Source organism: Rhodococcus sp. RCBS9 (assembly GCF_029457415.1).
GTDB classification, from domain to species: domain Bacteria; phylum Actinomycetota; class Actinomycetes; order Mycobacteriales; family Mycobacteriaceae; genus Rhodococcus_F; species Rhodococcus_F qingshengii.
This window is the reverse complement of the sequence record NZ_CP120422.1, coordinates 4644059-4664990: the sequence shown is the minus strand read 5'-3', so window position 1 is coordinate 4664990 and position 20932 is coordinate 4644059. Positions and strand designations below refer to the sequence as shown.

General features: G+C 62.3%; 18 protein-coding genes. 4 read left to right on the top strand and 14 right to left on the bottom strand.

Annotated features, from left to right (window positions below):
• Positions 1–51 precede the first annotated feature (51 nt).
• The 8 genes from P0M12_RS21845 to eccCa form a co-directional block, all read right to left on the bottom strand.
• Complete coding sequence (locus P0M12_RS21845; protein WP_050655853.1) at positions 52–357, bottom strand: hypothetical protein; 306 nt, start codon at positions 355–357, stop codon at positions 52–54.
• A gap of 110 nt (positions 358–467) precedes the next feature.
• Positions 468–1805: a phosphoglucosamine mutase gene (gene glmM / locus P0M12_RS21840; RefSeq protein WP_050655854.1), complete on the bottom strand. Its 1338-nt coding sequence runs from the start codon at positions 1803–1805 to the stop codon at positions 468–470.
• Positions 1806–1959: 154 nt separating this feature from the next.
• A complete protein-coding gene (gene rpsI, locus P0M12_RS21835) occupies positions 1960–2469 on the bottom strand; it encodes a 30S ribosomal protein S9 (protein ID WP_007728596.1) in 510 nt (169 codons plus the stop codon).
• A complete protein-coding gene (gene rplM, locus P0M12_RS21830) occupies positions 2466–2909 on the bottom strand; it encodes a 50S ribosomal protein L13 (protein ID WP_003940842.1) in 444 nt (147 codons plus the stop codon). The genes rpsI and rplM overlap by 4 nt, the downstream gene beginning before the upstream one ends.
• A gap of 290 nt (positions 2910–3199) precedes the next feature.
• Positions 3200–3493, bottom strand: a complete 294-nt coding sequence (locus P0M12_RS21825) for a WXG100 family type VII secretion target (RefSeq protein WP_003940975.1) — start codon at positions 3491–3493, stop codon at positions 3200–3202.
• 100 nt (positions 3494–3593) lie between these two features.
• Positions 3594–3899, bottom strand: coding sequence for a WXG100 family type VII secretion target (locus tag P0M12_RS21820; RefSeq protein ID WP_003940986.1), 306 nt, complete (start codon positions 3897–3899; stop codon positions 3594–3596).
• Between the two features lie 184 nt (positions 3900–4083).
• Complete coding sequence (locus tag P0M12_RS21815; RefSeq protein WP_277376810.1) at positions 4084–5379, bottom strand: type VII secretion-associated protein; 1296 nt, start codon at positions 5377–5379, stop codon at positions 4084–4086.
• A 203-nt stretch (positions 5380–5582) separates the two neighbouring features.
• Complete coding sequence (eccCa, locus tag P0M12_RS21810; protein ID WP_277377931.1) at positions 5583–9602, bottom strand: type VII secretion protein EccCa; 4020 nt, start codon at positions 9600–9602, stop codon at positions 5583–5585.
• Between the two features lie 219 nt (positions 9603–9821).
• Between eccCa and eccD the strand changes: the two genes are divergently transcribed.
• Together eccD and mycP are read left to right on the top strand one after the other, a co-directional pair.
• The gene (gene eccD / locus P0M12_RS21805) at positions 9822–11288 is read left to right on the top strand and encodes a type VII secretion integral membrane protein EccD (RefSeq protein ID WP_277376808.1); all 1467 of its coding nucleotides are present in this window, start codon (positions 9822–9824) and stop codon (positions 11286–11288) included.
• A gap of 14 nt (positions 11289–11302) precedes the next feature.
• On the top strand, positions 11303–12715 hold the full coding sequence (gene mycP / locus P0M12_RS21800; RefSeq protein ID WP_118602429.1) for a type VII secretion-associated serine protease mycosin: 1413 nt from the start codon (positions 11303–11305) through the stop codon (positions 12713–12715).
• 14 nt (positions 12716–12729) lie between these two features.
• Here the strand turns inward: mycP and eccB are convergent, their stop codons facing one another.
• Positions 12730–14196 (bottom strand): type VII secretion protein EccB, encoded by a 1467-nt coding sequence (gene eccB, locus P0M12_RS21795; protein WP_204855604.1) that lies wholly within the window; start codon positions 14194–14196, stop codon positions 12730–12732.
• A gap of 97 nt (positions 14197–14293) precedes the next feature.
• Here eccB and eccE point away from each other — a divergent pair, with 97 nt between their 5' ends.
• Positions 14294–15934 (top strand): type VII secretion protein EccE, encoded by a 1641-nt coding sequence (gene eccE / locus P0M12_RS21790; RefSeq protein ID WP_081557587.1) that lies wholly within the window; start codon positions 14294–14296, stop codon positions 15932–15934.
• 16 nt (positions 15935–15950) lie between these two features.
• Here eccE and P0M12_RS21785 read toward each other — a convergent pair whose 3' ends face one another.
• Complete coding sequence (locus P0M12_RS21785; protein WP_003940967.1) at positions 15951–16508, bottom strand: NAD(P)H-dependent oxidoreductase; 558 nt, start codon at positions 16506–16508, stop codon at positions 15951–15953.
• Between the two features lie 22 nt (positions 16509–16530).
• On the bottom strand, positions 16531–17109 hold the full coding sequence (locus P0M12_RS21780; protein WP_277376807.1) for a TetR/AcrR family transcriptional regulator: 579 nt from the start codon (positions 17107–17109) through the stop codon (positions 16531–16533).
• A gap of 57 nt (positions 17110–17166) precedes the next feature.
• Between P0M12_RS21780 and P0M12_RS21775 the strand changes: the two genes are divergently transcribed.
• Positions 17167–18309 carry an acyl-CoA dehydrogenase family protein gene (locus P0M12_RS21775; protein ID WP_007728582.1) on the top strand — a complete coding sequence of 381 codons (1143 nt, stop codon included), beginning with the start codon at positions 17167–17169 and terminating at the stop codon, positions 18307–18309.
• A gap of 63 nt (positions 18310–18372) precedes the next feature.
• Here the strand turns inward: P0M12_RS21775 and truA are convergent, their stop codons facing one another.
• The 3 genes from truA to P0M12_RS21760 are packed head-to-tail and all read right to left on the bottom strand — an operon-like array spanning position 18373 to position 20912.
• On the bottom strand, positions 18373–19257 hold the full coding sequence (gene truA, locus P0M12_RS21770; RefSeq protein ID WP_042922421.1) for a tRNA pseudouridine(38-40) synthase TruA: 885 nt from the start codon (positions 19255–19257) through the stop codon (positions 18373–18375).
• A 6-nt stretch (positions 19258–19263) separates the two neighbouring features.
• The gene (rplQ, locus tag P0M12_RS21765) at positions 19264–19821 is read right to left on the bottom strand and encodes a 50S ribosomal protein L17 (RefSeq protein ID WP_020906897.1); all 558 of its coding nucleotides are present in this window, start codon (positions 19819–19821) and stop codon (positions 19264–19266) included.
• 29 nt (positions 19822–19850) lie between these two features.
• Positions 19851–20912: a DNA-directed RNA polymerase subunit alpha gene (locus tag P0M12_RS21760; RefSeq protein WP_003941016.1), complete on the bottom strand. Its 1062-nt coding sequence runs from the start codon at positions 20910–20912 to the stop codon at positions 19851–19853.
• Positions 20913–20932 lie beyond the last annotated feature (20 nt).

The window sequence follows — 20932 nt, the reverse complement described above, 5'->3', positions numbered from 1 at the left end:
CGACGCAATAGTAGCTGTTTGGTACTGCCTGTGCGGTACCGCTCGTCCGTCTCATGAGACCGACCCGCTGGAGTCTCGCAATCGCTGCGCACCCTGACCGTCCACCTCAGCGATCACCTCAGCCGAAGAGGAAAGCCGACGCGCCAACGCATCGAGAAGATCCGCACGGCCAGTCAAGCGAGAATTCAGGACCGCCAATGCCGACGCCAACGCGGCTCCATGCTCGGCGTAATCACGGCCCGAAACGGCACCGCTGAATCGCAGACGCCTGATCGGCTCGGCAGAATCGCGCAGAGCCTGGGCCGCCGACACCGCATGGCGCGCCAATTCATCTGTTCCAGCGCGGTCGACATCCACGAGCGCTCCCAAGTTTCAACGGAACCACTCGAACGTCGAGCGGCCTTTGACTCCTTGGACGCAGCAGGGCGCAATTACGTTCCCTCAAAACGCGAACGCGTAATGAGGGGCTAAACCGAACCGACGATCTCGGCCAACTCGTCGGCCAGCTTCTGCGCGAGCGGAAGTTCGGTGGCCTCGACCATGACGCGGACCAGTTGCTCGGTCCCGGACGGGCGCAGGAGCACGCGACCACCGTCACCGAGGACGCGCTCTGCGTCCGCGACTGCTGCGAGTACCGACGGCGATGCTGCGACTGTCGCCTTGTCCCCGACCTTCACGTTGATCAGAACTTGCGGGAGGGTTGTCATCGTTGCGGCCAGCGCGGATGCCGACTTACCCGTGCGAGCCATGCGTCCGAGCAGCCGGAGGCCGGTGAGAATCCCATCGCCCGTGGTGCCGAACGCCGGCAACACGACATGGCCTGACTGCTCGCCACCGAGGCTGTATCCGCCCGCGCGCAGTTCCTCCAAGACGTAGCGGTCGCCTACGGCAGCAGTCACGATGTTGATACCGGCCTCGCGCATCGCGATGTGCAAACCGAGATTGCTCATGACAGTCGCGACGAGAGTGTTCTCGACCAACTCACCGGCGTCGTTCATCGCGATCGCCAGAACTGCCATGATCGCGTCACCGTCGACCACCGCTCCGGTCTCGTCGACGGCCAGGCAGCGGTCGGCGTCGCCGTCGTGCGCGAGGCCTAGGTCCGCCCCGTGATCGACTACGGCTTTCTGAAGATTCTCCAGGTGCGTCGATCCGCAGCCGTCGTTGATGTTGAGGCCGTCGGGATCGGCGCTGATCGCGATGACGCGAGCGCCCGCTGCCGCGTAGGCAACCGGTGCGAGCGCGGAAGCGGCGCCGTTGGCGCAGTCGACCACAACGGTGAGTCCAGCGAGTGGCTCGCTCGCCGCGCTCGCCAGATGCGCAAGGTACAGCTGAGCGGCGTCGTCGACCGTACGGACGCGGCCGATCCCGGCACCTGTCGGTAGGACGGGCGGTGCAGTGCCCTCGAGTGCATCCTCGATCGCCACCTCGACAGCATCATCGAGCTTGTGTCCACCGGCTGCGAAAATCTTGATTCCGTTGTCCGGCATGGGATTATGCGATGCAGAGATCATGACACCGAGACTGGCGTCGAGCTTTGCCGTCAAGTATGCAACTGCCGGAGTCGGAAGAATACCCACGTCGAGCACGTCGACACCCGCGGAACTCAATCCTGCGGTCACCGCGGCTTGAAGCATCTCACCGCTGGCGCGAGGATCGCGGCCGATCACGGCGGTCGGACGTGCGTCCGAGGTGTCGGCTGTCAGTACGCTCGCCGCGGCAACTGCCAATCTCAATGCAAGATCTGCAGTCAGATCCGAATTGGCAAGTCCACGAACACCGTCAGTACCGAACAACCGACCCATAGAACGACTCCTGAATCCTGTGAACCTCGAGAAGGGAACTCGAGAAGGGAATTTCTCCGAGAAACACAAGAGCGAGCGTCCGGTAACGATGGACGCCCGCTCTTGTGGTGAACAGGTGCCGAAGCAGACCCGTCGGGTCAACCTCGGCAAAGCATCAGCGCTTGGAGTACTGCGATGCCTTACGGGCCTTCTTCAGGCCGTACTTCTTACGCTCGACCGCGCGGGCGTCACGCGTCAGGAAGCCTGCACGCTTGAGGGCCGGACGATCATCAGGGGTTACCTCGATGAGTGCGCGCGCGATAGCCAGACGCAGTGCGCCTGCCTGACCGGACGGGCCGCCACCGTGCAGCAGTGCAATGATGTCGAAAGACTCGGGACGCTCGACGAGCACCAGCGGAGCCTTGATCAGCTGCTGGTGAACCTTGTTGGGAAAGTAGTCCTCCAACGTACGACCGTTGAGCTTGAACTGACCGGTACCGGGAGCCATCCGGACGCGAACGACAGCCTCCTTGCGGCGACCGACGGTCTGGACCGGGCGATCGAGGACGATCGGTGCGAGCGTAGCTGCAGCAACCTCTTCGACGACCTCGACTGCGTCAGAGACAAGCTCTTCCACTGCTTCGATGTTCTCTTCGGACACGTTCTGCTCTTCCGGCGATGTCACTGTGCGACCTGCTTGATCTCGAACGGCACCGGCTGCTGCGCGGTGTGGGGGTGATTCGGGCCCGCGTAAACCTTGAGCTTGCTGCTCATTGCGCGGCCGAGCTTCGTCTTGGGGAGCATGCCGACGATGGCCTTCTCGACGAGACGATCGGGAGTCCTGTCGAGGACCTCACCGACAGTGCGGGACTTCAGGCCACCCGGGAATCCGGAGTGGTGGTAAACGTTCTTGCCCTGCAGCTTGTTGCCGCTGATGGCAACCTTCTCTGCGTTGATGATGACAACGAAGTCACCACCGTCGATGTGCGGCGCGTAGGTGGGCTTGTGCTTGCCACGCAGCAAGTTCGCTGCCTGAACGGCAAGACGGCCGAGCACCACGTCAGTGGCGTCGATGACGTGCCACGTGTGGGTCACATCTCCGGCCTTCGGGGTGTACGTAGACACAGATCTTCCTCGTCTTAATTCATTCCACTGCTGACCATGTGCGTATCGCGTAAACGATCCTCGGCGGCCAGTTGAGACCCGAGAACCGCCGGTCTCCACGCATTTCTGCCGGAGCCCTACGGCACGCCACCGATAGACGATACCGGTCTACCCGCTGCCAGGTCAAAGCGCAGCCATTCCTGCCAACAGCATCATCGTCCAGCACAGCGATGCGAGCGATCGACATGCGCCTGCCCCGGCAACCTGACGGTACCGGGGCAGGCGGGGTGTCATCACGGCATGGGATGTTGTCAGCGACCGAACCCGTTTGCCGCGATCCGATCAGCTTCCTGCATCTTCTCCGAGCCGCTCGCCGTCGCTCCGGCGATCTGCGCGAGAACCATGTTCAGTTCTTCGGAAGCCTGGGCCCAGCGACGCTGTGCGTCGTTCCACGCTTCGGAACCTGCCCCTTCCCAGCCTGCTTGCAGCTTGTCCACGACAACCTTGATGTCGCCCTGTTTGTCGTTGATCGCTTTGGCCTGCTGTTTCATCTGATCGGACAGCATTGCGAGGCCGCCGAAGTCGTACTTGATCCTGTCGGACATAACTGCTCCCGGTTCGGTGTGACTGGAGAGAAATTGTGAGAACTAACATGCGAGAACTACTGGCTGAGGATTGCTTGATCGGACGATGAAGAGCTGGCGGTCAGGACATGTTCACCGTCGCGCCGCGAAGCGAGCTGACGTTGTCGTCTTCGGTCGAGTCGAAGGTTCCCGCGGCCTGTTTGATCTGCTCGCAGATGTCGGTCAGAGCTGTGTCCAACTTCAGGGCCGCGCTGTTGTATCGCTCCATGATTCCTGCGTATTCGACCTGCGCCGCACCGTTCCACGAATTGTGCGAAGCGTCGGCCTCCGACCGAACAGCGTTGACCAGCCCCCTGATGTCACCGAGATGTCCGTCGATGGTCCCCGCCGAATCGATCAATTCAGCGGTAGTTGCGGTAAAGCCCATGTCGTCCCCCTGGATTCGGTGAGTACCGTTCGGTATCGGCGATCACACACAACGGGCTTTGTCCGTCGGATGTGCACCGGGGTCGAGCGGAACTCCCTGATGTGCGCTACACATACTTTGACGCGACCTTCGTACCAACGGTTCCGGCCCGACCGAAGAATATTTTCAGAACCGACCGATCCGGTCACGGTGTGAATTCGACTGACTGCCACATCCGCAGGCAGTCCGCTTCGAGACTGCCCCACTCACCGACCAGATACTGGCAGCCGATACTCACTTGCCGTCCGTTGTCGACGTACACGTGCCAACGCACCTCGGAGAAATCGTCCGGAAACTCGACGTACACCACTGCCCGTTTTCCTGCGGCATCGTCGAGCACAGCAAACTCTGCGAACCGCAATGGGTCCTCGAACGTCGAAAACTGCTGACGCAAAACAGCTTCGACGGAATCGAATCCCACACCTTCCGCAAGACGTTTCTCGATGACCACGATCTTGCGATCCGCACCCGAACCGGGTACCAAATCGGTACGCCCGCTCGAGGTCCCTCGCGACAGAAGCTTCCAATCGGAAGGCACTTCTGCCGCAACGCTTCCCACGTCCACACGCGTGAGTTCCGGCGTGGCCCCGGACTCGATCGACGAGATCGAAGTCTTCGGCGCAGGCGTTTCCTGCTCTTTCGACGCCTCCACGATCTCGACTTCGTCTTCCGCCGTGGCTGCGACCGACCCCGTCAACCGAGAATCGTTTCGATCGCGAGTGGACACCACGACCGTTCCTGCGACCGCACCGGCGACGGCGACCACCGCAAGCGCCGCCGCGAACCATCGACGGCCTCCGCGCCGCCCGCCGACGCGACTCGGCGAAGAGGCATTCGAGTCCGCGCCAGGAATCGACTTCGCGCCATCCGTATCGCCTACCCACCCGGCGCCAAAAGCCGAATTGTCGACGATTCGTCCCGAACTGTCCCGCGCGGTTGTCTGGCGAACGAGCGTCTGAGGATCCACCAGAGACGCAGCCACCCGGCTCTCGTCCAGAATTCGGATGCTCGCGTGGCCGTGAACATTCGTCGACCCCCGTTCGAGCGAAGCCGCAACAACATGGGAGCGCGGCCCGACCAACACCACAGCGTCCCGAACCGATAGATCCCCGATTGCGGAAAACAACCCCGCAACGTCTGCGATCTCCGAACTTTGGGTTCCGTCGATTTGGAGTTCACCGTCGACCTCAGCGACAACAGAAGCGACCACCGTTCCGCCTCGCAGTTCGAGGACGACACACCGCGATCGCCAAGCCGTATGAGCCGACCTCGCCGCCGCGATCGACGTCGGAACGAGTACGACGTCGTGCGCCACTCGACGTGCGGCATCGAGCAATCGCCGCCTGCGTGGGGCACCCCAATCCGAGGGATGACTGAGATGAAGAATGTCTGCGTCGACGATTCCGCACCCGTCCATCGCACTGGAGATCAGCCTGGCCACCTCCAAGACTGTAGGGACAACCCGACCATCCACGTCGACATAATCGTCGTCGATGTAATCGATCGCATTCTTACCGGCCGCACCGGGGCCCGACGTCGGTTCGCGTCTGAGGTCTGCACTGCAACAGAATTCGCGTTGACCCGATACGACCCGGATATTCGATGCACCCCAATGTAACGAGACCGACACTGCGGACGGAGCGGTCACAGCGGTGGCATCCACGGAACTTGGACAAGTTGGGTTTGCGAGCGGGAAACGTAAACCCCACGGCCTTCCGGCATCGCCGACGCGCGGACAGTGCCGACGAGATTTCCCTCGTCACGACTTCCGCTCATGATCAATCCGGCCGGCGCCATGTCGCGAATTCTCGCAATGACCGGCTCGTACAGTGCTCTGGCCGCACCACCGGAACGGCGGGCAATAACCAGGTGCAAACCGATGTCCTTGGAGTGCGGAATGTATTCGAGCAACGGCGCCACCGGATTTCCACTCGGTGTGGCCACAAGGTCGTAGTCGTCGATCAGTACGTAAATCTCCGGCCCACTCCACCAAGATCGTTCCCGCAATTGCTGCTGCGTTGTTTCGGCGTTCGGCATTCTGGCAGCGACGATCCGAGCCAAGTCGACCATCAACTCACCGAAGGTCGTCGACGACGCCGAGTACCCGCCGAGGTGATTCCCTTCGACCACGCCCAGCAGGGAATGCCGATAGTCACCGATGATCAGCTTGGCCTGGGCCGGTGTGTTCGACGCGATGATCCCTTCGGCTATTCCACGCACGAGAGATGTCTTCCCACACGCGGTGTCGCCGAATATCAACAGGTGCGGGTGTTCCCGGAAGTCCATGTACACCGGGGCGAGGTCGGTCTCACCGAGCCCGATCGGCACGGTGAGGCACCGACCGTCGGCCGCACTCGGTGAGGGCCACCGGGTCCCGACAGCTTCGAGAAGTTCTGCCCGCGAGTAGGAATCCGGGAGCATCCGCACGGTGGGTGCCGGACGCGAATTCGACATGGCTGCAATACGTTCGACCGTCGCCACCACAGCCGTACTCGAGTTCTCACTACCCGGTAGGCCGTCGATTCGAGGTAGTCCGGTGAGAAGGTGGAGTCCGTCGCGAGTGATGCCACGACCCGGTCGACCTTCCGGCACCAGGCCGGCTTTCCGGCGACCCGCATCCGAATCTCCCGGATCACCCAATCGAAGTTCAATGCGAGTACCCAGTTGATCCTTGAGCGCCGGCCGGATCTCGGCCCACCTCGACGTCGTGACGATCACGTGTACACCGAAGGACAAACCTTGACCGGCGAGCGTGTTGATCTGGGGCTCGAGTGATTCGAAATCCGAACGAACGCTTGGCCAACCGTCGACGACGAGGAAGACGTCACCGTACGGGTCCTCTCGGAGTCCCGCAGCCTCACCTTCCCCGGCGGGATCAACTGTTCGCAATCTACGGAAATCGGCCATCGATTCGATGCCGAGGTCACGAAACAGTCGCTCCCGTTTGGCGACCACACCGAGTACCTCGGCAACTGTGCGCCGGACGCGGTCGGAATCCAAGCGGTTTGCCACCGATCCGACGTGCGGCAGATCTTTCAATCCGAGGAGCGTTCCACCGCCGAAGTCGAGGCAGTAGAACTGAATCTGTTCCGGCGTGTGCGTCATGCTCAGAGACAAGATCAACGTGCGCAACGCCGTCGACTTTCCCGACTGCGGGCCGCCGACAATCGCGAGGTTGCCAGTCGATCCGTTGAGATCGGCGACGAGTAGATCGCGGCGCTGATCGAACGGCCTGTCGACTATGCCGAAGGGTGCGCTCAGATTTCCGCGAGGTTGATCACCGGTCGCCCACCGCGGCAACAACTGGTCAAGCGTCGGAGATGACTCGAGCGGCGGGAGCCACACTTCATGCGCACGTGGACCGTGACCGCGCATGCGGTCTACGAGGACTCCCATGAGAGTACGTGCATCGTCACCGATTTCACCCATGTCGACGACGTCGGGCTCGACGGGAACGACAACGGCCTCTGGTCCGATCACGGGCTTCGCGGTAAACGGCAGCGGCGCCAGTTCGACGGGGGAATCGACCGAGAATCGAGTGGGCACGATCCGCTCGCCCTCGTACGGGCCTGACACGTACGCACCTTGGAAGCGAACGATCTCAGCAGAATCGGACTTCAGGTATCCCGCACCGGGTGTACCCGGAAGGTGATAAGCATCGGGAACGCCGAGGACGGAACGAGACTCGTTCGCCGAGAACGTTTTCAACCCGACGCGATACGAAAGATGGCTGTCGAGACCCCGAAGCTTTCCTTCGTCGAGTCGCTGACTGGCCAGCAGCAGGTGAATGTGAAGTGACCTGCCCAATCGCCCGATGGCCACGAACAATTCGGCAAATTCCGGCTGTTGACTGAGCAGTTCAGAAAACTCGTCGACGACCACGAAGAGTGCCGGTAACGGATCGAGTGCAGCGCCGGCCAGCCTCGCCCTCTCGTAATCGGACACGTTTGCGAAGTTTCCTGCCGCACGCAACAGTTCTTGTCGACGATTCATTTCGCCGGCGAGCGCGTCCTTCATACGATCGACCATCGCCAATTCCTCGGCAAGGTTGGTGATGATCGCAGCAACATGCGGTGCCTCCTCGAGGCCGAGAAAGGTTGCACCACCTTTGAAGTCGATCAGGACGAGGTTCAGTGCGTCGGGAGAGTGGGTCGCGATCAGGCCGAGCACCAAGGTTCGCAGGAACTCCGACTTGCCAGAACCGGTGGCTCCGATACACAGCCCGTGCGGACCCATACCGTTCTCGGCCGACTCCTTCAGATCCAGTTCGACGGGGTTTCCGTCTTGTCCGACACCGATCGGCACGCGGAGTCGGTCGCGTCCCTGACGTGGAAGCCAGCCATGCTCAGGATTGAACCTCGCAACGTTTCCTATCCCCAACATCTGGCTCCACGTCCGAAGGGATCGGTCGTCGTCAGCTGCGTCGACGGCATTCTGCGATGCCGCACGGAACGGTGCGATGCGACGGCCGAACGCCTGCGCCAGGCTCGTCGTCGCAGCGTCAGGCCTCGCAAAGTTCTCAACTCCTGCGCTGCTCACCGCGCCGATCTGATCGCTACCGACGACCAGTCGCAAACCACGCGTCGCCACCAGCCGCGGGCAGAACCAGCACAGGTCGAGGACGGTCACCGAGTCGAGCCCGGATTCGGACAAAAGGCCGGTGTCACCTTCGAACAAGCCACCGTCCACGACCAGCACGAGATGCGGAACGCCCGCACTGGCTGGAGTGTTGCGAGCGAATCGAGCACGCATCGAAAGCGGTTCCCCGAGGGAACTTTCGAATTCGAGATACGAACCGAACACCATGCGTGCAGTGCCGGTGCCGTCCTGAGACTGCGGGTGTTGCGCGTGTGGGAGCCACTTGACCCACTCCCACTCGGATTCGGTATCGGGACCGCACACCACCGCAACTTGGAGCGTGTCCGGACCGTGGAATGTGCACAGTTGCATCAACATCGAGCGGACAAGCGCACGAGCGGAATCTCTCTGCCCCTCGATGGACATCGCAGCAAATCCGCGAAGCGAGACGGCGGTCGGCAGGTCCTGCACAACCGAATGTGCACGGACGAATCGCCGAAGTGAGACAGCAGCGACGGGTTCGAGATCCTCGACCGGCCCGGTCTCCGGAGACACGAGTCTGGTGGCCAATCGCTGTGTACCCAGACCTACCCGAACGTGGCAGTAGTCCGAGTCGGTGATCTGACGCTCCCACATCCGCACAGTCCCGGCCAGTGTCCAGAGCAGCGACGGCTCGGGATTGCTCCACTCGAGAGCAGCACGCTGCGCACCAGTCGTCGCAGCAACATCACTACGCATCTGATCCAGGTACCGGAGGTAGTCCTTGCGGTCCTCGTTCGCTTCGGACGCTCTTGCTCCACCGCTACGACCGCCCCCGGCGAGCATTCCGAGCATCGACACCATCATCATGACCGGAAACAGCAGGGACATCGGATTGCGCGCCATGCCGGAAGAGAACATCAGCGCCACCATGCCGATCATGGCAACCACCATGATCACCGGAAGTAGTTTGGTCAGTAGGTTTCCCGGCGTGACGCGAGGTATCTCCGGTGGGGGCTGAAGCGTCACCTCGCCGCCCGGTGTGCGCGGCGATTCACGGCGTGCTCGACGCGCAAATCTGACAGTGCTCAATTCACCCACCCCCATCGGTGCTGCAGCTGTTGCCGCCAGACGCCTCGTCCGACTACCGCCGGCCCCCAAGGCGTACTCGCGCAATTGCAAGAGAGTAGATCACAACACCGACACTCGGGTCGGTGCCACCTGTTGTCGGCGCTGTCTCCGATACAGGCGCGCAGTTCATGTCGTATTGTTCGGGTGAACTGGGGTGACGCGAAGGGGGAATCGCGTCATGGGAGGGGACAGATCTTGACCAGCACCACTACAACCAGCGCTGCGAACACCGGAAACGGACGAGGCGCGAGTCATTCTGCCGAACTGTGCAGGTTGACGGTACTTTCAGCCCATTCGCAGGTGGATCTTGCGGTGCCGCTTCGTGTTCCACTCACCGTGGTCATTCCGGGCATTGTGGACACAATTGTCAACCACAGCAATTTCAACGAGTTCGACCACACCACCGAACAATTCGAGCCCGTCGACTGGACTCTGTCGAAAGTCGGCAGGGCACCGCTGGCACCGACGCTGTCGCTGCACGAGCACGGAATCCGCGATGGAGAATTGCTCGTACTCGAGGCCTCGGACACCGCTGCCCCGCCCCCACTCTTCGACGACATCATGTACACCGTCGCGGCCACGGATGCGGACGTCTACCGACGCTGGACTCCGGTCACCGCGCGCATTGTCGGCTCGACCGCCGCCCTCGTCGCTGCGCTCGTCGCGGCCCTCGCCCTGGTCCTCGGCGACACGGGACTGATCGGCGCCGTCTGCGGCGGAGTGACGTCTTTGGTGCTCACCGTCGCCGCCGTCGTGGCAGCGCGGGTGTACGGAGACTCTGGAAGTTCCGTCACGCTCGGATGCGCTTCGGTGCCACTGGCGTTCGTCTCCGGCGCACTCTGCGTGCCCGGCACTGTTCTTTCGGCTCATCTGCTTCTCGGTTCGGCATCTGCCGCTGCGGTAACTCTGATCTGCTTCCGCTTGTGCGGCGCCGGATTAGCTGTCTTCACAGCACTTCTCGTCGTCCTTCTCGCGGCGGTGGGCACCTTTGCCGTCACTACCACGCTTCCCGAGGCGCGCACCGCGACCGTCAGCGGCGCGGTGATTGCCGCCGCATTGATCGTTCTCACGTTCACCGCTCGACTGTCGATGTTGTTCGCGCGACTACCGCTTCCCCCTGTTCCGACGCCGAGTAATCCCCTCGACGACGACCGCGACGAACTGCCCGAACCCGAACTACCCGGGCTGACCGAGTTGGCCGAAAGGGCAGGGCGGGCGCGTAACTATCTGACCGGGCTGATCGTGGCCACGTCAGTGGTCGCGCTCGTCGCTGCCGTCGCACTCGCGTGGTCCTGGCCTGGTCAGGGGATCGTCTGGCCGAATCTTGCTCTCGCATTCGCGACGGCCGTCGTGCTGATGTTTCGCGGGCGCACCTACGCGGGCGCACAGCAGGCTGTGCCACTCATCGCGGCAGGCATCTCGGTGATTCTCGTTCTCCTGGGCGACATGGCATGGACCCATCGCGACCATGCATTGGTCGTCTTCGCCATCACGATGACCGTTCTCCTCCTGGCACTGGTTCTGGGAATCCTCGCCCCCCAGAACACATTCAGCCCCATGATGCGACGCGCTGCCGAGCTGTTGGACCTCGCTGCGATTGCAGCAATCGTTCCGCTGATCTGCTGGGTCAGTGGCCTCTTCGCGCTCATGCGTGGCCTCTGAGCGATCGGTGATCGATGGTGATTCGACGTGCAACAAACATCTGCGCCAGTCTCGTGATCGTTGCCTTCAGCATTCTCGCCGGGGCAGGTGGCGCATCGAGCGCGGTTCCCTCCCCCATCGATCCTGCAATGCTGCCCGAGGACGGTCCGCCTGCACCTCCACAACCCACCGAACAACGAACCCTGTGCGTCCCAGCCGTGGCAGGTGGTGACGGTGCGGACATTCCACGTTCTCAACGAGATCTGGGATTCGATTCTGTGTGGCCGATCACCAGAGGGGCAGGACAGCGAATTGCTGTCATCGACACCGGTGTCAGCAGACATCCCCGGCTGCCATCGCTCGACGGCGGCGGTGATTACGTCGGTACCTCCGACGGCACCGACGATTGTGACGCACACGGAACTGTCGTGGCCGGTCTCATCGCCGCCCAGCAAGTCGAGGGTTCCGGATTCTCCGGAGCTGCGCCTGACGCACAGATAATTTCGATCAGGCAGTCCAGTGCCGCCTTCTCGGTGGCCGGCCAACGCGAAGACCCTGCTGTAGCCGAGAACTCATCCGGGTACGGAAACGTCGACACCATGGCATCGGCCGTCCGTCACGCTGCGGACATGGGTGCAAGCGTCATCAACATCTCCGAAGTCGCCTGCAAGCCTGCCGGGGACGGGATCAACGACCAACGACTCGGCGCTGCAATCGAATACGCCACGATCGCGAAGAACGTCGTAGTTGTCGCAGCTGCAGGTAACGTCGGATCCGGAGGTTGCAAGAACCAGAATCCGCCGCCGGATCCCGTCGACCCCTTAGCCGATCCATGGAACTCGGTTGCGACGATTGCCAGTCCGGCTTGGTACGACGACTATGTCCTCACGGTCGGGTCGGTAGACCCCAATGGCGCCGCCAGTTCCTTCAGCCTCGGCGGTCCGTGGGTCGACGTGGCGGCGCCCGGCACCGGAATCACCTCACTTCACCCGACGTCGCCCGGTCTGACCAACGGGGTGTACGGCTCCGACGGCGCCGTACAGTCGTTCAACGGGACCAGTTTCGCTGCGCCCTTTGTCGCGGCGACCGCCGCACTGGTCCGGTCGGTTCACCCGGAACTGACGGCGCTTCAGGTCATGCAACGTATCGAAGCCACCGCCCACGCTCCGGCGCAGGGTTGGAATCCCTACGTCGGTCACGGCGTCATCGATCCACTTGCGGCAGTGACGGGCGAATTGGCCCCAGGAGAACGCGTCAAGGTCAACCATCAGTCGGTGTCGATCGATCCCCTACCCACGCCGCCGACCCCCGACAACCGATCTCGCGACACGGCACTCGTCGGAGCCGGAACGGTCGGCACCCTCGCCCTACTGACGCTGTTGGCATCGATGCCTCTTCGTCGAGTAATTCGTCGGCATCTTCCCGAACGCCAGAAAATCGATCCCTGAACCGTCAGCAGTGTTCAGTTCACCGGAGCGGCCGGCGCTGTATCGGGGGCGATTCCGTCGTGAGCTATCAGTGCATTGCTCTTCTCGAGCGCGGGGCCTGATGCAAGTAGGTCGAGCATCTGCCAAGGCGCGCGATCAGGCGTTCGCGTCAATCCGAGCGCGCGAGCGGAGGTTTCGTCCGGTACGCCGTACTTCACACCGGTATCGGCTACGTAGAACACTCCGTCGTGCCTGGTGCTGTTCGTCTCGATTCCGGTCGCTTGAACAAATCCGCCGAATCCCTGTTCGACATGGACGTTGTCGAGATTGTCACCCGATCCGTCCGCCTGCGCCAAGGACACCAACTTGCCACCCTCCGGGATCGGAACCTGCAATCCAGCGACAAGTTTCAGCGTTGCAGAACTACTTTCGCCGCCCTCGACTGCAGGTGAGGGAGCCCATTCCAGACAGCCGACAGGTGCGCCGTGATCATCGACGATCTCCGGAACCACCCGCGGCAACAAGTCGACGGCCAGCTCACTCACCGAGGGAATACGACTGATGGCATCAGGGGTGACGCTCGCGATCCCGGTGGCGCCCTGCGAATCCGAGAAGTAGATCAGTTGGGCGAGCGCCGCACCGATCTTCTGGATCCCGTTCTCGAGTACCACGTAGTACTGCGGGTCCGCACCCACCGAAACCTGGACGACGGAGCCGACAGTCTTGTTCTGCAGAGGAAACCGGGGCGCCGATCCCAGTTGGCGGATTCGCGGAGCCTCGATGCGCGGAACTTCGGGAATCGAATTGAGGAATCCGATACTGATCGGTCGCGCCTGTGCTCCTTCCAGGCCCAAAGCCCGCATGATCGCCGGATCGTCCACATCGATTTCCGCTCGCTTCCCGTCGTACACGAGAAAGTGATCGGAACCCGACTTCACCAGGAATGCACGGTCATTCGTCAGATATGTCGTGTTTTCGCCGACATTGGACGAGCCGACCAGGACCGAAGTCGTCAACGATTTTCTCCCGTCGGATCCGACGGAATCGCACACCGTCCACGCGGCGTTGGTAGGGTCGGCCGATTCCGGCAGCGCGGACGGTGCGCCGGGAATGCCGACGAGCGCGCCCCGGGGTTTCGCCTCGACCTCGGATGCCTTGACTATTGCCGGTTTTCCTGGCGAACCCAGAATCAGTCGTGCGGAGGCCAAGTTCAGCACAGGGCGAAACGTACCCTCCATGGCGACGAACATCGCGCCCGATTCCTTTGCAACGACGATCTCTGCATCGCCGATTCTGTCCTGTGGCCGAAACAGAGCGAGTACAGCGCAACCCGCCAATCCCAGTGCAGCGAGGACTATTCCGACGGTGAACGCGCGCGACTGTGATCGCATCGGATCGTGAAGCATCCGCACGTCTCGTCTGACCAGCGCATGTTCCATCCGCCTGACCAAGAATCGGTACCCGTTGACCTGCCAGCGCGTGGTAGGTGTCGCAGCCATCATTCCCCCCGTGCCTTACATCCCCTTGCGAAGACACAGTACAGTTCCGCTGGGGCGGAAATTTTCGGGTAGTTCGCAGGTCAGGTATCGGGGAGGAACCGTGGACCGATCGCGGTTGAAGCATTGGCCGTCGTCACACAGGATTTCGACGCGCGAGTTCGTGCCGGCACAGATTTTCGGAATCGGTGCGGGCGGAATCGCGATGGCCAGTGGGCTCGATTGGTTCTGGGCGCTGGCAATCGGTTGTGTGGTTGCCGGATCAATGCTGCTTCATGTGGGCGGTTGGTCGGTAATGTCCTGGATTGTCAGGTACTTTCGCTATCTGCACCGCAAGGACGTCGACCGCAGCACGATCGTCAGTTTTCACACTCCCTCCGAGCAGTCCATCGGGCTCCGAGTGGACGGATCTTCGCTCGTCGCTGTCGTCGAGATCGCTCCTCCACGCGACTACCTGACCAGGATCGGCCGTCATTCGTTCGACGCTTCCCACCTTCTGCCCACGGCAGCCCTCGCCAATTGTCTCTATCAGCACGACATCTCACTCACCGGCATCGACATCGTCAGTCACGGATACCGCGCCGCGTCGGGAACGCCGGCCACCGAAGTCTACGAACGTCTCATCGGACCACTACCAGCCACCGCCACCAGAAGTGTTTGGCTTGCACTACGTTTCGACGCGCTGGAGGGTGGTGCAGCAGTCGAACGCCGGGGCGGGGGCGAACAGGGCGCCGGCCGCGCGATAGCTGTTGCCGCCAATCGTGTCATCCGGGTGCTCGATTCAGCGGGGTGCAAGGCGCGGATCCTCACCGCACCGGAGATCGCGTCGTCCACTGCCCAGGTGACAAGAGGAGTGGCCGGCCACGAGGTCACCGAAACGTGGCGAAGTACCCCCTTGCCTGGCGTGTCCAACGTCGGATTTGGGATCGAACCCCGTTTCATCACCACTGCGACCCTGACCCGAGTGTGGGCAGTGGCAACGGCCGGGACGTCCGTGACAATTCGGTTACGACCCACCGGACGACGCGGAGAGGCGAAGGTCAGTGCGACATGTCGCTTCACCACGCGCAATCCACCTGAGAACGCACCGCTGGCCGGTTTGGTCTCGCTACGTGGGCGCCAGCGCGACGGATTGCTGACCAACTTGCCAACCGCATTGGCCGCGCTGGACGGCATCACGCCGGGCGTTCGCATGGACGGGGGCACACTCGACTCACTCGCTCTACCCCTTGCCGGGTGCGGCCAACTCATCGGCTCGGACCGAAACGGGCACGGTGTCGCGGCCAGAATTTCGGGACCGGGCGTCAACACCGTTCTTGTCGCCGGCGAACTCTATCTGGCTCAGCAGTTGATCTTTCGAGCCATCGCGACCGGCGCACTGGTACTCGTCCACACCGATCGACCGCAAGCGTGGACCGCGCTCACCGACTCGATGGGAGTGCCTGACCGACTCCGCGTGTCCGGGCAGGGCGGTGGGCCTGAGGGCGCCTTCAACACTGTCGTGTTCGACGGCGTCGAGGGGTTATCTCCGCGTGCCGGCGTGACCGCAATCTATGTGTACGGACATCCACGCCAATGGCCTCGGGTCGACCCTGAAATCTCGATAGTCCAGCCATTCGCACTCGGTGACAAGATCACGGTCGAAACCGGCCGTACACGCGTCGACCTGACTCTGGTGACCATCGCTTCCGAGACATCGTTCATCGGCCGTCCACGAGCCGGCGACGCTCACCAGATGGCGTGATCGCGTATGTCCAAGATCAGCCGGGATAGGGATCACTTGCACGTTGCATCCGCAATCCGCTTCCCCACCAATCCAATTCACGAATCATCTTCTCGCTTGCATCGATCGCAATCGAATCGACGCCGTACGGCTCGTGTCCGAATTGCTTACGCACCCGGTGGATGGTCACGCTTTGACGCACCGAGACCATGTGCAACTCCGCCACCACTTGCCTCAGTTGCTCGACGGCCCGAACACCACCTGAAATCCCGCCGTAGGACACGAATCCGATCGGCTTGGCACGCCACTCGTGTTTCACCGAATCGAATGCGGTCTTGAGAGCAGCCGGATACCCGTGGTTGTATTCGGAGGTCACGGCGACAACAGCGTCGGCGCGCCCGATTCGCCGGCGGAAAACCTCCGTGGCAGGTGAATCCGAGAAATCCTGGGGCAACGACAGCTCTCTGAGGTCGATCACCGATACGTTCCACGACGGGTTCGCGGTTGCGCGCTCGACAAACCAGTCCGCCACTGCTCGTCCCATTCGCCCCTCGCGGACCGAACCTACGATGACTTCGACGTTCAAAGGTGCCATGAACGTCGATGCTAGCGACTGATCACGCAGTGATCCCGTCCGTGATGAGTGCTGCCAGTTCCCGATAAGCGCTGGCATCGTCCAGACCAGTTGCCCGGTAGACCGCGCGTTGCTGGATCCGAACCATCGTCGCCGCAGCGGCATCGGCGACAAATGATGCGTGTACCTGCCGGAATGCGCCCGAATCGACTCCCTCGACGATGAGCGATCGCACACGATCAGCAGCGATCGACGTGTTCTTCTCGTAGACCTGGCTCGCCGACACCGATTCGGCCAGGTCTTCCATGAACTGACTGGACGCCGCGGACAGCCGATCACCCACTGCTTCGAGATACACCGCGACTCGACGAGGCGGGGCCGTTTCGGCGGCGACTGCACTCTCCACTGCATCGGTCGCCGCCCGGAAGAAGTGCACTGTCACAGCCCACACCAGATCCTCTTTGCCGGCCGCCACGGTGTACAAGGTGCTCTTGGAGCAGTGCAGACGAGCTGAGATCTCGTCGAGCGTGAGGTGGGCGAAACCCTCGCTCAAGAACAGTTCGACCAGTTGATCGAACAACTCTGCCCTGCGCGCAGTCGTCTTGTGAACCAGTCTTGCCATACGTACAACAGTACTGCAGTATCGTTCTCAGTACCATTACCTAGCTAGGAGCCGACCGTGCCCGTCGAACGCCTGATGCCCAGCCAAGAAGCTCGCGATCTCATCGAACTGACGCGTGATGTCGCGGACAAGGTACTCGCGCCCAAGGTCAACGAATACGAGAAGGCCGAGAAGTATCCAGACGGAGTGTTCCCCGCACTCGGACAGGCGGGTCTGCTGAGCCTTCCGTATCCCGAGGAGTTCGGCGGCGGCGATCAGCCGTACGAGGTGTATCTCCAAGTGCTCGAAGAGATCGCCTCACGCTGGGCAGCGGTTGCCGTGGCGGTGAGCGTGCACAGCCTGTCGTGCTTCCCGCTGTTCACCTTCGGCACCGACGAACAGAAGAACCGCTGGCTACCGGACATGCTGGGCGGCAACACCATCGGCGCGTACAGCCTTTCCGAAGCGCAGGCCGGATCCGACGCCGCCGCGTTGTCGTGCAAGGCGACGCCCACCGACGGTGGCTACCGCGTCAACGGTTCGAAAGCCTGGATCACCAACGGCGGCAAGGCGGACTTCTACAACCTCTTCGCACGCACCAGTGACGACGGTTCACGCGGCGTCTCCTGCCTCCTGGTGGACAAGGACACCGAAGGCCTCAGCTTCGGAAAACCCGAAGAGAAGATGGGGCTACGCGCGGTTCCCACTGCCTCCGCGAACTACGACGACGCCTTCATTCCTGAGGAGCGATTGATCGGTCAGCGCGGCCAGGGGCTGCCGATTGCCTTCAGCGCTCTCGACTCCGGCCGACTCGGAATCGCTGCCGTTGCCGTCGGAATCGCTCAAGGCGCGCTCGACGACGCGGTCGCTTACGCGAAGGAGCGCAAGGCATTCGGCAAGCGGATCATCGATCACCAGGGACTCGGTTTCGTGCTCGCGGACATGGCTGCCGCAGTCGACTCCGCGCGAGCCACCTACCTCGATGCAGCCCGCCGCCGCGACGCCGGAGTTCCGTATTCACGCAACGCGAGCGTCGCCAAGCTCGTGGCCACCGACGCGGCAATGAAGGTCACCACCGACGCCGTTCAGGTATTCGGCGGGTACGGATACACCCAGGACTTCCCCGTCGAGCGCTACATGCGCGAGGCCAAGATCACGCAGATCTTCGAGGGCACCAACCAGATTCAGCGATTGGTCATCGCGCGCCAACTGGCGGGATAGCCCCCCCCCCCCGATACGAATGCCCTCCCACACAGAGTGGGAGGGCATTTTGCATGGTGATGTTCAGTCGCCGCAGCATCCACCCGAAGACGGAATCTCGCGGGTCTCACGGGTAATCGCGTTGCGGGCAGCCAGTTCCGAGTAGTCGGGGTAGTCCACGCGGACCAACGAAAGTCCGTGCGCCGGAGCAACGAGGATGGAACTGGATCGCGACGTTTCGTCGAGCAACCCTGCCACCCAGTCGGCGGTGCGCCGTCCCTCACCGACGGAGAGGACTGCGCCGACGAGACTGCGAACCATCGACCAGCAGAATGCGTCAGCATTCACGTAGGCCGTGAACACCGTGCCCACTTGGGTCCAGTCGAAACGCTGCAGCTCCCGCACCGTCGTAGCGCCTTCTCGACGCTTGCAGAATGCCGCGAAGTTGTGCAGACCCAGCAGCCGATTCGACGCATCCTGCATCGCTCCGAGATCGAGTGGTTTGGGATACGAGACGGTGTCGCGTGCGCGTAGTGGTTCCACTCCGAACGCCGCGTTGGTCACCCGGTACTCGTAATAACGTCGCATCGCGGAGAAGCGCGCATCGAAGTCACCCGGAACCACCGATATCTGTTTGACCCGAACGTCCTTGGGCAGAAATCGTGCAAGTCTGCGCACGAGTCGAGACGGATCGTCCGGGAGCAACTCTCCCGGAACGTCGACGTGCGCTACCTGACCGGTGGCGTGGACACCGGCGTCGGTTCGACCGGCAACGGTCAACTGAACCGGGTGTCGAAGCACCGTTCCCAACTTGTCTTCGATCTCACCGCACACGGTGCGCAGATCGGTCTGGCGGGCCCAACCCGAGAAGTCGGTGCCGTCGTAGGAGATGTCGAGCCGCAATCGAACGAGCCCGCCGTCCCCGATGGGGGCGGCGGGCTCGTTCGATTCAGCGTGTGCCGAAACCAAGGGGGACTAGTCCTTCTTGGCCTCTTCGGCCTCGGGAGCGTCGGCCGCAGTTGCGGTCTCGTCCTCGATGGCCTCGACGACTGCGTCAGCGTTCTCGACCTCAGCCTCGGTCGCGTCGGCCTCTACGGCCTCGACGACGTTCTCTGCGGCGGGAGCTTCCTGCGAGGACTTGACGCGACGAGCGCGGTCAGCCTCGGAGGTGACGGTCTTTTCCTTGACGAGCTCGATGATTGCCATCGGAGCGTTATCACCCTTGCGGGGGATCGTCTTGATGATGCGGGTGTATCCACCGTTACGGTCCGCGTAGAACGGGCCGATCTCGGCGAACAGGGTGTGAACGACATCCTTGTTGCGGATGACCTTCAGCACCTCACGACGGTGAGCCAGCGTGCCGGCCTTTGCGTGCGTGACGAGCTTCTCGGCGTAGGGGCGCAATGCCTTGGCCTTGGACTCGGTGGTGGTGATGCGACCGTGCTCGAAGAGCGCGGTAGCCAGATTGGCGAAAATCGCCTTCTGGTGGGAAGCCGACCCGCCGAAGCGGGCACCCTTCTTGGGCTTGGGCATGATGATCTCCTAGTAAAGGACCTGAGCTGCTACAGCTGTTCGGTCTCGGCGTAGTCCTCGGTACCTTCGGCATCGCCGAAGGAACCGGCATCAGTGTCACTCCACGTTCCGGTGGCGGCGTCGTAGCCGGCAACGGTGGTGGGATCGAAGGATGCGGGGCTGTCCTTGAGGGACAGGCCGAGCGAATGCAGCTTGACCTTGACCTCGTCGATGGACTTCTGTCCGAAGTTGCGGATGTCGAGCAGATCGGACTCGGTACGGCCGACAAGCTCACCGACGGTGTGAACACCTTCGCGCTTGAGGCAGTTGTAGGAGCGGACCGTGAGGTCCAGATCCTCGATGGGGAGTCCGAAGGAAGCGATGTGATCGGCCTCGGCAGGCGAGGGTCCGATCTCGATTCCTTCTGCTTCGACGTTCAGCTCACGGGCCAGGCCGAAGAGCTCAACCAGGGTCTTGCCCGCCGAAGCGAGCGCGTCCCGTGCGGTGATGGAGTTCTTCGTTTCCACGTCGAGAACGAGCCGATCGAAGTCGGTGCGCTGTTCGACGCGAGTGGCCTCCACCTTGTAGGTGACCTTGAGCACCGGCGAGTAGATCGAGTCGACCGGGATACGGCCGATCTCTGCGCCGGACGCCTTGTTCTGAACGGCGGGGACATAGCCACGACCGCGCTCGACTACGAGCTCGATCTCCAGCTTTCCCTTGTCGTTCAGGGTGGCGATGTGCAGATCAGGGTTGTTCACGGTGACGCCTGCCGGGGGCACGATGTCGCCCGCAGTAACAGCGCCGGGGCCCTGCTTGCGGACGTACATGGTGACCGGCTCGTCCTCTTCGGAGTTCACGACGAGGCCCTTGAGGTTCAGGATGATGTCGGTGACATCTTCCTTCACGCCCGGGACGGTGGTGAACTCGTGGAGAACGCCGTCGATACGGATGCTGGTGACAGCAGCGCCGGGGATCGACGAGAGCAGCGTGCGGCGCAGCGAATTGCCGAGCGTGTACCCGAAACCTGGCTCCAGGGGCTCGATGACGAACTTCGAGCGGTTATCAGCGATGACCTCTTCGGTCAGCGTGGGTCGCTGAGAAATGAGCATTGGTATTTCCTCCTGTACGG

What these genes read in the sequence shown, in the direction of transcription:
- P0M12_RS21825 (WP_003940975.1), bottom strand. Translation starts at nt 3,493, where the DNA reads ATGTCCGACAGGATCAAGTACGACTTCGGCGGCCTCGCAATGCTGTCC.
- glmM (WP_050655854.1), bottom strand. Translation starts at nt 1,805, where the DNA reads ATGGGTCGGTTGTTCGGTACTGACGGTGTTCGTGGACTTGCCAATTCG.
- P0M12_RS21780 (WP_277376807.1), bottom strand. Translation starts at nt 17,109, where the DNA reads ATGGCAAGACTGGTTCACAAGACGACTGCGCGCAGGGCAGAGTTGTTC.
- eccCa (WP_277377931.1), bottom strand. Translation starts at nt 9,602, where the DNA reads ATGGGGGTGGGTGAATTGAGCACTGTCAGATTTGCGCGTCGAGCACGC.
- P0M12_RS21820 (WP_003940986.1), bottom strand. Translation starts at nt 3,899, where the DNA reads ATGGGCTTTACCGCAACTACCGCTGAATTGATCGATTCGGCGGGGACC.
- P0M12_RS21760 (WP_003941016.1), bottom strand. Translation starts at nt 20,912, where the DNA reads ATGCTCATTTCTCAGCGACCCACGCTGACCGAAGAGGTCATCGCTGAT.
- rplQ (WP_020906897.1), bottom strand. Translation starts at nt 19,821, where the DNA reads ATGCCCAAGCCCAAGAAGGGTGCCCGCTTCGGCGGGTCGGCTTCCCAC.
- mycP (WP_118602429.1), top strand. Translation starts at nt 11,303, where the DNA reads ATGGTGATTCGACGTGCAACAAACATCTGCGCCAGTCTCGTGATCGTT.
- P0M12_RS21785 (WP_003940967.1), bottom strand. Translation starts at nt 16,508, where the DNA reads ATGGCACCTTTGAACGTCGAAGTCATCGTAGGTTCGGTCCGCGAGGGG.
- eccB (WP_204855604.1), bottom strand. Translation starts at nt 14,196, where the DNA reads ATGATGGCTGCGACACCTACCACGCGCTGGCAGGTCAACGGGTACCGA.